The sequence below is a fragment of the Stenotrophomonas sp. LST15-1-1.1 genome (assembly GCF_040815575.1).
In the GTDB taxonomy this organism is placed as follows: domain Bacteria; phylum Pseudomonadota; class Gammaproteobacteria; order Xanthomonadales; family Xanthomonadaceae; genus Stenotrophomonas; species Stenotrophomonas lactitubi_B.
Genome location: NZ_JBFPNJ010000029.1, coordinates 20,906 through 33,867, shown reverse-complemented (window position 1 = coordinate 33,867; position 12,962 = coordinate 20,906). Strand labels below are relative to the sequence as shown.

General features: G+C 66.4%; 14 protein-coding genes. 7 read left to right on the top strand and 7 right to left on the bottom strand.

Going from position 1 to position 12,962, the window contains the following annotated elements:
• Nucleotides 1-4: 4 nt before the first annotated feature.
• Both MRBLST15_RS12765 and folB read right to left on the bottom strand, forming a co-directional pair.
• Complete coding sequence (locus MRBLST15_RS12765; protein ID WP_265951920.1) at nucleotides 5-1,276, bottom strand: mechanosensitive ion channel family protein; 1,272 nt, start codon at nucleotides 1,274-1,276, stop codon at nucleotides 5-7.
• A gap of 88 nt (nucleotides 1,277-1,364) precedes the next feature.
• On the bottom strand, nucleotides 1,365-1,718 hold the full coding sequence (gene folB, locus MRBLST15_RS12760) for a dihydroneopterin aldolase (RefSeq protein WP_025878255.1): 354 nt from the start codon (nucleotides 1,716-1,718) through the stop codon (nucleotides 1,365-1,367).
• A gap of 365 nt (nucleotides 1,719-2,083) precedes the next feature.
• On the opposite strand from folB, the gene MRBLST15_RS12755 reads away from it, so the two are divergent.
• Complete coding sequence (locus MRBLST15_RS12755) at nucleotides 2,084-2,746, top strand: hypothetical protein (protein WP_367786487.1); 663 nt, start codon at nucleotides 2,084-2,086, stop codon at nucleotides 2,744-2,746.
• A 41-nt stretch (nucleotides 2,747-2,787) separates the two neighbouring features.
• Here MRBLST15_RS12755 and tsaD read toward each other — a convergent pair whose 3' ends face one another.
• Nucleotides 2,788-3,813 carry a tRNA (adenosine(37)-N6)-threonylcarbamoyltransferase complex transferase subunit TsaD gene (gene tsaD, locus MRBLST15_RS12750; RefSeq protein ID WP_265951919.1) on the bottom strand — a complete coding sequence of 342 codons (1,026 nt, stop codon included), beginning with the start codon at nucleotides 3,811-3,813 and terminating at the stop codon, nucleotides 2,788-2,790.
• Nucleotides 3,814-3,980: 167 nt separating this feature from the next.
• Here tsaD and rpsU point away from each other — a divergent pair, with 167 nt between their 5' ends.
• From rpsU to MRBLST15_RS12720, 6 genes are all read left to right on the top strand, one after another.
• Entirely contained in the window at nucleotides 3,981-4,196 is a 216-nt protein-coding gene (rpsU, locus tag MRBLST15_RS12745) for a 30S ribosomal protein S21 (protein WP_002808376.1), read from the top strand.
• A gap of 133 nt (nucleotides 4,197-4,329) precedes the next feature.
• The gene (locus MRBLST15_RS12740) at nucleotides 4,330-4,773 is read left to right on the top strand and encodes a GatB/YqeY domain-containing protein (RefSeq protein ID WP_099821346.1); all 444 of its coding nucleotides are present in this window, start codon (nucleotides 4,330-4,332) and stop codon (nucleotides 4,771-4,773) included.
• 126 nt (nucleotides 4,774-4,899) lie between these two features.
• Entirely contained in the window at nucleotides 4,900-5,844 is a 945-nt protein-coding gene (locus tag MRBLST15_RS12735; RefSeq protein WP_414716150.1) for a YihY/virulence factor BrkB family protein, read from the top strand.
• A gap of 59 nt (nucleotides 5,845-5,903) precedes the next feature.
• Nucleotides 5,904-7,643, top strand: a complete 1,740-nt coding sequence (gene dnaG / locus MRBLST15_RS12730; RefSeq protein ID WP_251473136.1) for a DNA primase — start codon at nucleotides 5,904-5,906, stop codon at nucleotides 7,641-7,643.
• 26 nt (nucleotides 7,644-7,669) lie between these two features.
• Nucleotides 7,670-8,170 (top strand): protein tyrosine phosphatase family protein, encoded by a 501-nt coding sequence (locus MRBLST15_RS12725; protein WP_265951913.1) that lies wholly within the window; start codon nucleotides 7,670-7,672, stop codon nucleotides 8,168-8,170.
• A 27-nt stretch (nucleotides 8,171-8,197) separates the two neighbouring features.
• Complete coding sequence (locus MRBLST15_RS12720) at nucleotides 8,198-9,169, top strand: bile acid:sodium symporter family protein (RefSeq protein ID WP_099782541.1); 972 nt, start codon at nucleotides 8,198-8,200, stop codon at nucleotides 9,167-9,169.
• Nucleotides 9,170-9,303: 134 nt separating this feature from the next.
• On the opposite strand, the gene MRBLST15_RS12715 is transcribed toward MRBLST15_RS12720, so the two are convergent.
• From MRBLST15_RS12715 to MRBLST15_RS12700, 4 genes are all read right to left on the bottom strand, one after another.
• Nucleotides 9,304-10,110, bottom strand: a complete 807-nt coding sequence (locus MRBLST15_RS12715; protein ID WP_367786066.1) for a calcium-binding protein — start codon at nucleotides 10,108-10,110, stop codon at nucleotides 9,304-9,306.
• Between the two features lie 200 nt (nucleotides 10,111-10,310).
• Complete coding sequence (gene cyoE / locus MRBLST15_RS12710; RefSeq protein ID WP_099821342.1) at nucleotides 10,311-11,204, bottom strand: heme o synthase; 894 nt, start codon at nucleotides 11,202-11,204, stop codon at nucleotides 10,311-10,313.
• A gap of 4 nt (nucleotides 11,205-11,208) precedes the next feature.
• On the bottom strand, nucleotides 11,209-12,372 hold the full coding sequence (locus tag MRBLST15_RS12705; RefSeq protein WP_100461549.1) for a COX15/CtaA family protein: 1,164 nt from the start codon (nucleotides 12,370-12,372) through the stop codon (nucleotides 11,209-11,211).
• Between the two features lie 10 nt (nucleotides 12,373-12,382).
• Complete coding sequence (locus tag MRBLST15_RS12700; protein ID WP_367786064.1) at nucleotides 12,383-12,952, bottom strand: hypothetical protein; 570 nt, start codon at nucleotides 12,950-12,952, stop codon at nucleotides 12,383-12,385.
• Nucleotides 12,953-12,962: the final 10 nt, after the last annotated feature.

Genomic DNA, 12,962 nt, shown 5'->3' with positions numbered 1-12,962 from the left:
CAGCTTACTCCGAGCCGGCCAACTGGCGCTGCCCGGCCATCAACATGGCGTCACTGGACGCCTGGAACACCCGCAGGCCAAAGGCCGGCAGGATCGCCAGCAGGTGGTCGAAGATGTCCGACTGCACGGCTTCGTACTCGCCCCAGGCGGTGCTGCGGGTGAAGCAGTACAGCTCCAGCGGCAGGCCTTCGGTGGTCGGCTGCAGCTGGCGCACCAGCAGGGTCATGTCGGTGTGGATGCCCGGGTGGCTGCCCAGATAGCGCTCCACGTACGCCCGGAACGTGCCCAGGTTGGTCACCCGGCGGCTGTTGACCTCGGCCACGCCCTGCTCGCGCAGGCGCCCGTTCCACTGGCCCAGCTCCTGCTGCTTGCCGCGCAGGTAGTCGCCCAGCAGCGCGAACTGGCCGAGGAAGGCCAGGTCGTCCTCTTCCATGAAACGCACGCTGTGCTGATCCAGGTACAGCGCGCGCTTGATCCGGCGGCCCCCCGCTTCCTGCATGCCCCGCCAGTTCTTGAACGACTCGGTCACCAGCTTCTTGGTCGGGATGGTGGTGATGGTCTTGTCGAAGTTCTGCACGGTGACGGTATGCAGGGCGATATCGATGACATCGCCGTCGGCGTTCTGGCTGGGCATCTCGATCCAGTCGCCGATGCGCACGCGGCCATCGCCACTGATCTGCACGCTGGCCACCAGTGACAGGATGGTGTCCTGGAAGATCAGCATCAGTACTGCAGTAGCCGCGCCCAGGCCGGTGACCAGTGGTCCCAGCGCGACACCCAGCAAGGTGGCAACGATGGACAGGCCCGCGGCCACGAACACCACGATCTTGACCACCTGCAGGTAGCCCTTGATCGGCTTGTTGCGTGCATCGGGCTTGCGTTCGTACAGGCTGTTGGCCGCATCCAGCGCATGCGAGAACGCCATCGACACGGTCAGTACGGCCCACACGATGCACAGCTTGATGATGACGTTGACCAGGCCTGGCGGCAGGTCGGGAATGAGGGTGATGCCCGAGGCGATCACCTGGCTGGGCACCACGTTGGACAGGCGCGCGATGACCCGCATCAGGTGGCTGCCACGCCCGGACTCGGCGCCCGGCAGGCGGTTGAGCAGGCGTCGCAGGCCGCGCACCAGGATGCGCTTGGTCAACCAGTTGGCCAGGCCGGCTGCGATCAGCAGGGCCGAGATCATCAACGCCAGGTAGGCGCCAGGATAGGGTTCCAGTGTGTTCTGCAGCTGCTCAAGCCACTGTACCGCCACCACTGCGTCCACCATCGGTTGTCTCCTTCTTCATTGCTGTCGAGGTTGCCGGCCAGCGGCCGGCACTACCGGGAGTTGCCAGCCGGCGGCTGGCAGTAACGGGTCAGTCCCGCGAGCGTTCGATGATCACGCCGACCGCGCGCGCGCCGCGCACCGCACCGGGCTTGCTCAGCTTCAGGCGCAGCCACTTCACGTCGAACTCGTCCAGCACGATCTGCGCGCAGCGCTCGGCGAGCGTTTCCACCAGGCCGAACTCCGATTCACGCACGAACTGCTCCAGGCGCTTGCTGACCGCCTTGTAGTTCAGGGTATGGGCAATGTCATCGCTGGCCGCCGGACGACGGTTGTCGAACCCCATCTCCAGATCGAACACCAGGTCCTGGCGGATCCGCCGCTCCCAATCGTAGATGCCGATCAGGGCGTCGATCGTCAGCCCTTCGATGAAAACCTTGTCCATTGCGGTTACCAGCCGGAAAACAGGCCGTCATGGTAACGGGACGGCGGTGAGCCTGCCCGGAACGGGCGACGGGTCGCCGGGCATTCACAGGGGCTGGAAAAGACAAAGGGCCCTGCTAGCGGGGCCCTTTGGTACTACCGTTTGTCCCCGGGGGGAGCTTTCTCAAGCCGCGAGTCCCGGTGGCGCAGGTGATCAGATTAGGCAGGAACCAAACCGCGGGTCAAGGCCATGTGCGACAAGGCAGACCAACGTCTTGTCCCCAGCTTGAACGCGGGAAATCGGCCACGTACACAAAGGCGTTCCCTGATGGTGGCCGACTGCATCCCTGGCCAACATCGGTCTTCCCCTCACCAGCGCACATCACGATGGCTCCATACGATGCATTGAGACGCGCGATGTCAGCGGAGCGTCTATCGACCTACGAGAGAATCGCATCGACCTGCAGCCGTGACGTCACTGCCGAATCCCTGTACCTCTGGAACATGCGGATGTGCGGTGCGTTGATGATGCCGGTCCACCTCTGCGAAGTGGTCATCCGCAATGCAGCGGCATCGGTACTGTCGCGGCAGCATGGTCCGCGATGGCCGTGGAATGATGCCTTCCGACGCAGGCTCCCGGCATCATCATCCGCCTTTGCCAGGACGGCGCTGGAACAGGCAGCGTGTCGCGCGACCAGTACATCCGAGATCGTCGCCAACCTGCCAATGGTGTTCTGGCAACAGCTGTTCACCTGTCGCTTCGACTCCACGCTGTGGATTCCGGCACTCAACGGTGTACTGCGCCATGCGCCTTCGGCTCATCCCAGTGCCATCAGAAAAGCCATGCACGTTGACATCGGACGCATCCGCCAGCTGCGCAACCGCATCGCCCACCACGAACCCATCCTCGAACGTGACATCGGTGCCGACCTGGCCGCGATCGGGCGGCTGATCCACGCCCGTTGCCCGCACACCCTGGGCTGGCTGCAGCGCCATGAACGGGCGACGACGGTGCTGGCGGCCTCGCCGCTGCTTGGCAAACGTCGATGACGTTGCCGGCCAGCGGCCGGCACGACAGGAACAGGTCCGGCTCAGACGGCCGGCAGCGACGCCATGTCCCAGCGCGGGGTCACTTCCACCTTCGGCGGACTGTGCTGGCCGGCCTGCAGACGCAATGCGCCAGCGAAGGCAATCATCGCGCCGTTGTCGGTGCACAGCGCCGGCCGCGGGAAGCAGGCGCGGCCGCCGAGGCGCCCGGCCATCTGCTGCAGGCGGGCGCGCAGGCGTTTGTTGGCGCCCACGCCGCCGGCCACCACGATCACGTTGGTGCCCGCCGCTTCCAGCGCGCGCTCGCACTTGATGGACAGGGTCTCGACCACGGCGTCTTCAAAGCCACGGGCGATGTCGGCGCGGGTCTGCTCGCTCTGGTCGCTGTCGCGCCAGGCCATCAGCACCTGGGTCTTCAGGCCGGAGAAACTGAAATCCAGGCCCGGTCGATCGGTCATCGGCCGCGTGAAGCGGTAGACGCCCGGCGTGCCCTGCTCGGCCAGCTTGGCCAGCTGCGGCCCACCCGGGTACGGCAGGCCCATCATCTTGGCGGTCTTGTCGAAGGCTTCACCGGCCGCGTCGTCCAGGGTTTCGCCCAGCAGCCGGTACTGGCCGATGGCATCGACGGCCACCAGCTGGGTATGGCCGCCGGATACCAGCAGGGCCACGAACGGAGCCTGCGGCGGGTCGTCCTCCATCAGCGGCGCCAGCAGATGGCCTTCCATGTGGTGCACGCCCACGGCGGGGACCTCAAGTGCCCAGGCCAGCGACCGGGCCACGCCGGCACCCACCAGCAGCGCCCCGACCAGGCCGGGGCCGGCGGTGTAGGCCACCCCGTCGATATCGTTCACGCCAAGCCCGGCCTCGGCCAGCGTCTGCCGGATCAACGGCAGCAGCTTGCGCACGTGGTCACGGCTGGCCAGCTCGGGCACCACACCGCCGTACTCGGCATGCAGGGCGATCTGGCTGTAGACCGCATGGGCGCGCAGGGCCGCGCTGCCGGACAGGTCGGTGTCATACACCGCCACGCCGGTCTCATCACAGGAAGATTCGATGCCAAGGACTCGCATGCCTGCTATTATGACGCCCCTGCCAGCCCCTCGGGGGAACTGGCAGGTCTCACTGCAATCCAACAACTTGCCCCTATTCAGGATTTGTGGCTTGCAGTTTGTTTATTCGCCACTATAATGTGCGGCTCGCCGGGCGTGACCCGGTTCTACTGTGTCCCGGAGATTCCATGCCCAGCGTCAAAGTCCGCGAGAACGAACCCTTTGAGTTTGCTCTTCGCCGCTTCAAGCGCACTTGCGAAAAGGCCGGTGTGCTGGCCGAAACCCGCAAGCGCGAGTTCTACGAAAAGCCGACCCAGGAGCGTAAGCGCAAGGCCGCCGCTGCTGTGAAGCGTCAGCTGCGCCGTTCCTCGCGCGACGTCACCAAGCGTCAGCGCCTGTACTGATCGGACGCATCTTCATTGCGGTGGGCATTCCCTGCCGCAGTGGAGTCGAAGCCGGCACGCGCGAGCGTCGCCGGCTTTTTGCGTTTCCGGGCCCGGGCGTCCGCCCTGCCCCACCACCACCACGAGGTTCGCCATGAGCATGAAGCAGCAGCTCACCGAAGACATGAAGGCCGCCATGAAGGGCGGCGAGAAGCACAAGCTGGGCGTCATCCGCCTGATCAACGCGGCCATCAAGCAGAAGGAAGTCGACGAGCGCATCGAGCTCGACGACACCGCCGTGATCGCCGTGCTCGACAAGATGGTCAAGCAGCGCAAGGACTCGGTCAGCCAGTTTGAAGCGGCCAACCGCGAAGATCTGGCGGAAATCGAACGCGCCGAGATCGTGGTGATCGAAGCCTACCTGCCGGCCAAGATGGGCGAAGCCGAGATCGTCGCGGCGATCCAGGCCGCCATCGCCGAGACCGGCGCCAGCAGCGCAGCCGACATGGGCAAGCTGATGGGTGCGCTGAAGCCCAAGCTCGCCGGCCAGGCCGACATGGGCCTGGTGTCCAAGCTGGTCAAGCAGCAGCTGGCGTAAGCCAGCGTTGATCCGGTAGCGCCGGGCCATGCCTGGCGTTTCGATTGGTCGCCGGGCATGGCCCGGCGCTACCGATGCAACACCCGCTTCACCACCTCTTCGACCCCCGGCTGCTACAACATCCCCATGGTCGAGCAATCCAACGCCCCCACCGATACGCGTCCCCACAGCATCCCCGCACGGCTTCGCCACTACGCCGATCGCCTGCAGGACAGCTTCCCGATGGCGGTGGCCAAGCGCTTCGTCGAAATCGACGTGCTGACCCAGGCCGCTTCAGTCTCCTTCTATGCCCTGCTGTCGATGGCGCCGCTGCTGGTGCTTTTGCTGTGGCTGACCGCCTCGTTGTATCCGCCGGCGCAGCAGGCACTGATCGGGCAGATCGGCTCGGTGGCCGGCAGCAGTGTGGCCAGCGTGGCCGACACCGTGCTGCACAACGCCAACAGCCAGCCCAGCGTCGGCTCGCTGGCCGGGGTCTGGAGCACGTTGCTGTTGTTCGTCGGCGCCACCGCCGTGTTCGCGCAGCTGCAGAACGCGCTGAACCGGATCTTCCATACCAGCGGGCAGCGCCTGGACGGGATCAAGGCCTGGCTGCGCAAGCGCGTGTTCTCCTTCGGCGTGGTGCTGGCGCTGGGCTTCCTGCTGATCCTGTCGATGACCGCCACCACCGCGCTGCAGGTGGTGTTCGCGCAGCTGCCCTCGGTGCTGCCCGCCATCGGCTACCTGACATCGCTGCTGCTGTACACGCTGGCCTTCGCCTTCCTTTACCACTACCTGCCGGACCGGCGCGTGGCCTGGCGCCAGGCCTTCATCGGCGGCGCCATCACCTCGTTGCTGTTCACCCTCGGCCGTTATGGCATCGGCGTCTACATCAGCACCGTTGCCCCTGGCAGCGCCTACGGCTCGATGGGCGCACTGGTGATTTCGCTGGTCTGGATCTACTACGCCACTGCCGTGTTCTTCGTTGGTGCATTGATGACCGCGGTGATCGACGAACGCCAGTACGCACGTGCACGCCTGGCCAGCGCCGATGTGGCCCCACAGGAAACCGGCCCGGCCGCCGCCAGCGAGTAAACTAGGGGACCTGCCGCCCCCGCAGCGCGCCCTGGCGGCCGCGCCCTGTCCTGTTGCCCATGGCCCGTATCCCCGACGCTTTCATCGACGACCTGCTGGCCCGCTCCGACATCGTCGAGGTGGTGGGCAGCCGCGTGCCGCTGAAGCGCCAGGGCAAGGAGTACGCCGCACGGTGCCCGTTCCATGACGAACGCTCGGCCTCGTTCACCGTCTCGCCGACCAAGCAGTTCTATCACTGCTTTGGCTGCGGCGCGCACGGCACCGCGATCAGCTTCCTGATGAACTACGACCGCCTCGAGTTCCTCGACGCGGTGGACGAACTGGCCAAGCGCGCCGGCATGGAAGTGCCGCGCAGCGAGAACCCGCGCAGTGCCCAGCAGCAGGATGACAGCCGCGAGCTGTACTCCGCGCTGGACGCCGCTACCAAGTTCTTCCAGAAGAACCTGGAAGGCAGCGAGAAAGCGCGCAGTTACCTCGATGGTCGCGGCGTGGACGAAGAGAACCGCGCGCGCTTCCAGATCGGCTATGCGCCCGATGGCTACAGCGGCCTGCGCGATGCGCTGGGCAAGGACGAGCGGCGGATGAAACTGCTCGACCGCGCTGGCCTGTTCTCCAAGAACGACCGCGGCCACGTCTACGACAAGTTCCGCGACCGGGTGATGTTCCCGATCTTCGACCGCCGTGGCCGGGTGATCGCCTTCGGCGGGCGCGTGTTCGAGAAGGACGACGGCCCCAAATACCTCAACTCGCCCGAGACCGCGCTGTTCCACAAGGGCCGCGAACTGTATGGCCTGTGGCAGGTGCGCCAGACCAACCAGAAGATCGAGCGCTTGATCGTGGTCGAGGGCTACATGGACGTGGTCTCGCTGTTCCAGTTCGGCGTCACCCAGGCGGTGGCGACGCTGGGCACGGCAACCACGCCGGACCATGCCGAGCTGTTGTTCCGCAACGCGCCGGACGTGTTCTTCTGCTTCGACGGCGACGCCGCCGGCCGCCGCGCCGGCTGGAAGGCGCTGGAATCGGTGCTGCCACGCATGAAGGACGGCCGCCAGGCCTTCTTCCTGTTCCTGCCCGATGGCGAAGACCCGGACAGCATCGTGCGCAAGGAAGGTGCCGAGGCCTTCGACGAGCGCCTGAAGCAGGCCACGCCGCTGTCGCAGTTCTTCTTCGACGAGCTGACCCGCGAGATCAACCTGGGCACGCTGGACGGCAAGGCACGGCTGGCCGAGCGCGCCAAGCCGATGCTCGCGCAGATTCCCGACGGCGCGTTTGGCGACCTGATGAAACAGCAGCTGGGACAGCTCACCGGCCTGGGCGGCAACGCGCAGGCGGGCCGCCCGCAGATGCCACAGCGCGCCGCGCCGCGCACGATCCAGCCCGCGGCAAAGCGCAGCCTGGTGCGCGGTGCGATCGCCGTGCTGCTGCAGCAGCCGTCGCTGGCCCTGACCCTGGGCGGCAAGCACCACTTCCAGGGCCTGCGCCTGCCGGGCGTGGAGCTGCTGCTCGAACTGCTGGGGCTGGTCGAACAGCGCCCGGACATCAGTACCGGCGCCCTGCTGGAGCATTTCGACGGCCGCGAAGAACAGGCCTCGCTGCATACCTTGGCCGCGCAGACGCTGGCGGGCGATGAAGCGATGTGGACGGTGGAGCTGCATGACGCGGTCGGGCAGCTGGAGAAGCAGCTGCTGTTCCAGCGGATCGACGACCTTAACGCCAAGCAGCGCCAACAGGGTCTGGACGATACTGACAAGTACGAGATGCGCGAGCTGCTGAAGGCACGCGCCAATCTGCGCCTGTAGCGGCAGAACACATCCCCGGAGAGACCATGCTGCTGCGCCTGACCTGCCTGCTGTTGTTGTCGCTCTGCCCGGTTCTGCCAGCCTGGGCTGCGGACCCCGCCCTTGCTGAAGTCCGCCCCGGCCTGTACGCCGGCGGCCAGCCCACGGCCGCGCAACTGCGCGGACTGGCTGCACAGGGCGTGCGCACGGTGATCGACCTGCGCCAACCCGATGAAGATCGCGGCTTCGATGAAACGCGTGAGGCCGAAGCGCTGGGCCTGCGCTATGTCCGCATTCCGGTGGCCGGTGCCGAGGGCCTGGATGCGGCCAACGTGCGCGCCGTGCACCAGGCCCTGCGGCAGAGCCAGGGGCCGGTGCTGCTGCACTGCGCCTCCGGCAACCGCGCCGGTGCCGTGCTCGGCCTGCTCAACGCGCGCTACGAACACGCCAGCCCGGAACAGGCCCTGCAGCTGGGCCAGCGTGCCGGCCTGAAGTCGCTGGAAGCGGCCACCCGCGAGCGCCTGGCCATCCCTTCTCCAACCCACTGATTCCCCGCACCAAGGAGCCTATCCACCATGACCCGCTGGTGGTCGCGCCTGCGACCGGACAACTTCACCCTCGCCCTGCTGTGCACCGTCGGCCTGGCCTCGCTGCTGCCGATGAAAGGTGCCGCCGCCCTGGTGCTCGACGATGTCACCACCGTCGCCATCGCCGCGCTGTTCTTCCTGCACGGCGCGCGCCTGCCGCGCGAATCGATCATCGGCGGCATGCTGCACTGGCGCCTGCACCTGACGATCCTCGCCTGCACCTTCATCCTGTTCCCGCTGCTGGGGCTCTTGTTCAAGCCGTTGTCGGGCTGGCTGCTGACGCCTGAGCTGTACCTGGGCGTGCTGTTCCTGTGCACCCTGCCGTCCACCGTGCAGTCGTCCATCGCGTTCACTTCGATGGCGCGCGGCAACGTGCCGGCGGCGGTGTGCAGTGCCTCACTGTCGAGCATCCTCGGTGTGTTCCTGACGCCCCTGCTGCTGACCGCACTGGCCGGTACCTCCGGCGGCGTGCATGACCCGCTGCATGCCATCGGCGGCATCATGCTGCAGCTGCTGGTGCCGTTCGTGGCTGGCCACCTGCTGCGCCCATGGATCGCCGGCTGGGTGGAAAAGCAGCGCGCGCTGCTGCGCTACACCGATCAGGCCACCATCCTGCTGGTGGTGTACTCGGCATTCGGCGAAGCGGTTACCGAGGGGTTGTGGAGCAAGACGCCCCTGCTCTCGCTGTTCGCGGTGGCTGTCGTGGCCGCGGTACTGCTCGGCATCGCGATGCCGCTGATCACCTTCATCGCCCGCCGCCTGCGCTTCAACCGCGAAGACGAGATCGCCATCGTGTTCTGCGGCTCGAAGAAGAGCCTGGCCACCGGCGTGCCGATCGCCAAGGTGCTGTTCGCTGGCGGCAGCCTCGGCGCGATCGTGCTGCCGGTGATGATCTACCACCAGATCCAGCTAATCGTCTGCGGCGTGATCGCCCAGCGCTACGCCAAGCGCGCGCCCTGACCCAACCGCGAAATCATCCACGCGTGGCGTGGATCCACTGAACGCGCGGGCTGCTGTGGGAAATCATCCACGCATGGCGTGGATCTACTGTAGAGCCGAGCCCATGCTCGGCTGATGAGTGGCCCTGCGTGAACTCACGGTTCTGCCAGAGTGCCGACGCTCAGCTGCGGCATCCACACCCACAGGTCGTACTGCCGCCCGGCATCGGTATCGACCTCCGGTGCACGCGCAGGTCGCTCGAGCAGAGCCAACGCCTTGCAACGGTCCATGCACCCCCAGAAATGGCCGCGCAGTGCTCCCAGCCGCACGCTGTAAATGTCCAGGTCGCGCAGCGCCGACGCCATCGGTTGCGTCTGCATTTCCGGCGGCGCATCGGCCGGCCGCTGCAGCATGGCGTGGACATTGCCAGTCAGGACGACCATGCGTGCGTCATCCGGCAGGCGCCGGTACAGGCGCCGCAGCTCCGCCGCCATGCGATCATCGCGCGCTTGGCTGCCGCCATCACTGTTGTTGACGTCATAGCCGACCACCTCGATGGCGCGCCCCTGCGCCTTCAGCGCGCGCATGCCTTCGATCAGCGCCAGCATGTCGCGACTGCGGCGGCCATCGTGCTGATCATCGCGCACGGTCCAGAACGCACGGCCTCGCAGGTGTTGGCGTGCCACCGCCCCGCCATCGGAATCCAGATAGTCACGCAGTGTGGTGTTCTCACCACGCGGCAGCTCCAAAGCCAGCACCACCGGGCCGTTACGGCTGTAGTCGTCCACCAGTCGGCGCACCAGCAGCGGTGTCTCGCGGGTACCGTGGAATTCGCCCAGCACCAGCACGCGGTGGTCTCCGGCATGCTGGCGGATCTGCATGGCAGCGTCGTCGGCGCGCGCGCTCGTCGCCATGCCCAGCGCCAGCAGCAGGGTGGCGGTCCAGCGGAAGATCGAATGCATCCCTGCTCCTTCCTTTCCTTGGGGTCAGGAACAGCAATGGCGACGCGGCTGGAAGAGATCAAGTGTAGAGCCGAGCCCACGCTCGGCTGCTCTTCCAATACACCCTCAGCCGAGCATGGGCTCGGCTCTACATAGGACTGGCGCCTTGGATCAGGCGGGGTCAGAGCCCCTTCGGGGATCTGACCCCGAACATCAGCCCATCACAACCAGGGCAGGATCCAGTGGTCCACCAGCAGGAAGGCGAACAGCGCCATCAGGTAGACGATGGAGTAGCTGAACATCTTCATCGAGAACAGTTCATCAGGCGGGTTGAGCATGCGCCAGGCGTACCAGAGGAACACGGCGTTGAGCACGATCGCGCCGCCCAGATAGAACGCCCCGCTCATGCCGACCAGGTACGGCAGCAGGCAGACCAGCGCCAGCACCACCGAGTACGCCATGATCTGCTTGCGCGTGTGCACCACGCCATGGGTGACTGGCAGCATCGGGATTTCCGCCTTGGCGTAGTCCTCGCGACGGAAGATCGCCAGTGCCCAGAAGTGCGGCGGCGTCCAGATGAAGATGATCAGCACCAGCAGCGACGAGTACGCCCAGTCCGACGAGCCCTGCATGCCGGTCACCGCCGCCCAGCCCAGCATCGGCGGCATCGCGCCGGCCAGACCACCGATGACGATGTTCTGCGAGGTCGCACGCTTCAGGTAGACGGTGTAGATCACCGCATAGCCGATCAGCGAAGCGAAGGTCAGCACCGCGGTGATCCAGTTCACCCACAGCACCAGGATCGCCATCGACAGCACGATCAGCACGCCGGCAAATACCAGCACCTGCCATGGCTTGACCTTGCCCACCACCAGCGGTCGCCACGAGGTGCGCGCCATCTGCGCATCGATGTGCGCATCCAGCAGCTGGTTGATGGCTGCAGCTGCAGAGGCGGCAAGCCAGATGCCCAGGAAGCCGAGCAGGCCGGCACGCACCTGCTCCCAGCTGGGCACGCCCGGAATGGCCAGGACCATGCCGACCAAAGCGGTGAAGACGATGAGGGCGACGACCTTGGGCTTGGTCAGGTCCCAGTACTGGCGATAGTTGGAAAACATGGGATCAGTCCGGGGCACGCAGGCGGGCCAGCAGGCTGACCAAAACAAACAACAGGGCAACGGCAACGCCGTTGTGCGCCACTGCCACTTCCAGCGGCAGTGCAAGCTTCACATTGAGGATGCCGAGGGTGACCTGCAGCACCAGCAGCGCGACCAGGGCCGAGGCCCAGCCACGCATGCTCGGCAGCCGGAACAGGCGCAGGCCCAACCACAGCATGTAGACGGCAACGACAATCGCGAACAGGCGATGGGCCATCTGGATGGCGATGCGTGAGGCACCGTCGAGCACGCCGCCTTCGTAGTCCACACCGATGCCGCGCCACAGGGTAAAGCCCTCGGCGAAGTTGTGCTGCGGCCACCATTGGTTGGCGCAACGCGGGAAATTGTCCAGCGAGGCGCTGCCACCGCCGCACGCCAGTGCCGCGTAGTTGGCGCTGACCCAGCCGCCGAGCGCGATCTGGGTGACCAGCACCGCCACACCGATGCGCAGCAACCACTTCAGCTTCGGCGCCTCGGCCAGGGTGATCGGCATGTGCGTGGCCCGCCAGGCCATCCACACCAGCAGGCCGAACATCAGCATGCCGCCCAGCAGATGGCCCATCACTACGATCGGCTTGAGCAGCAGGGTCACCGTCCACATGCCCAGCAGGGCCTGGAAGATCACCACCGCCAACGTCAGCAGCGCCGCGCGCGCCAGGTCGATGTTGCTCCAGCGCAATGCCGCGATCAGCAGGATGGCCTCGCCGATCAGTGCCAGCGCGCTGGCGGTTCCATGCCAGCCCATCATGTACAGCGGTATGCCCGCGGCCACCAGCACGCAGGCGGTGACCACCGCCGTGCTTCCGAATCGCCGCTTGCGCGTGGCCAGCAGGGCCAGGGTCAGGATCTCGATGCCGAGCGCGCCGGCCAGGAAGCGGTGCACCTGCTCACGCCAGGCTTTGTGCGTTTCCAGCGGACGGATCTCCGCCGCCGGATGCCCGATGGTCTCTTCCACGTGCTGCGGCCAGGTCGCCTGCCCATAGCAGGTCGGCCAGTCCGGGCAGCTCAGGCCGGCATCGGACAGGCGCACGAAGGCACCGAACATGATCGTGCTCGCGGTCATGATCATGGCGAACCACGCCAGGCGGTGGAAATTGCGGTGCAGCGCCGGACGCGCGGAAAGGCTCATCAAACGGGACTCACTTCAGTTTCAGCAACGTGGCCATGTCCTTGCGCAGTCCGCCGAGATCGCTCCCGGGGGCATGACGCATGATCACGAAGCCGTTCGGATCGATCACGTAGACCGGCAGACCCGCCGGATCATCGACGCCGGGCAGCGCCGCGCGCAGGGCTGGCGACGGGGCCAGCGGCCGCAGCGCGGGCAGCGAGGCGATCGACGCCGGTGGCGTTCCCAGCCACAGGATTTCGACATTATCGGCGTTATGGCCGAACAGCTGCCACACCTTGCCCAGTCCCTGCGACAAAGTGACGCACTGCGCGTCGCAGGTACCCGCCGGTGCCACCAGCAGGCGCCACGTGCGCGCGTCAGGGTTCCAGGGGTAGGCCGAGCCATTGGCCAGCGTCGGTGGTTGCTGGCGCAGATCCACCGGCGGCTTCAGCAATTGACCACTGTTGCGATGCGCGGTCGGCTGCCAGCCCGAGAAACGCAGGATGGCGGCCAGCGCCATCGCCCCGAAGAAAACGGCGAACAGCAGCACCAGGGTCCGGCGGCCATTGCCGCGCGCCTGCGGGGAGGTAGCAGTGTTCATGCGGGGCATT

Coding starts and splice junctions, on each gene's coding strand:
- MRBLST15_RS12765 (WP_265951920.1), bottom strand. CDS start 1,276: ATGGTGGACGCAGTGGTGGCGGTACAGTGGCTTGAGCAGCTGCAGAAC.
- folB (WP_025878255.1), bottom strand. CDS start 1,718: ATGGACAAGGTTTTCATCGAAGGGCTGACGATCGACGCCCTGATCGGC.
- MRBLST15_RS12755 (WP_367786487.1), top strand. CDS start 2,084: ATGGCTCCATACGATGCATTGAGACGCGCGATGTCAGCGGAGCGTCTA.
- tsaD (WP_265951919.1), bottom strand. CDS start 3,813: ATGCGAGTCCTTGGCATCGAATCTTCCTGTGATGAGACCGGCGTGGCG.
- rpsU (WP_002808376.1), top strand. CDS start 3,981: ATGCCCAGCGTCAAAGTCCGCGAGAACGAACCCTTTGAGTTTGCTCTT.
- MRBLST15_RS12740 (WP_099821346.1), top strand. CDS start 4,330: ATGAGCATGAAGCAGCAGCTCACCGAAGACATGAAGGCCGCCATGAAG.
- MRBLST15_RS12735 (WP_414716150.1), top strand. CDS start 4,900: ATGGTCGAGCAATCCAACGCCCCCACCGATACGCGTCCCCACAGCATC.
- dnaG (WP_251473136.1), top strand. CDS start 5,904: ATGGCCCGTATCCCCGACGCTTTCATCGACGACCTGCTGGCCCGCTCC.
- MRBLST15_RS12725 (WP_265951913.1), top strand. CDS start 7,670: ATGCTGCTGCGCCTGACCTGCCTGCTGTTGTTGTCGCTCTGCCCGGTT.
- MRBLST15_RS12720 (WP_099782541.1), top strand. CDS start 8,198: ATGACCCGCTGGTGGTCGCGCCTGCGACCGGACAACTTCACCCTCGCC.
- MRBLST15_RS12715 (WP_367786066.1), bottom strand. CDS start 10,110: ATGCATTCGATCTTCCGCTGGACCGCCACCCTGCTGCTGGCGCTGGGC.
- cyoE (WP_099821342.1), bottom strand. CDS start 11,204: ATGTTTTCCAACTATCGCCAGTACTGGGACCTGACCAAGCCCAAGGTC.
- MRBLST15_RS12705 (WP_100461549.1), bottom strand. CDS start 12,372: ATGAGCCTTTCCGCGCGTCCGGCGCTGCACCGCAATTTCCACCGCCTG.
- MRBLST15_RS12700 (WP_367786064.1), bottom strand. CDS start 12,952: ATGAACACTGCTACCTCCCCGCAGGCGCGCGGCAATGGCCGCCGGACC.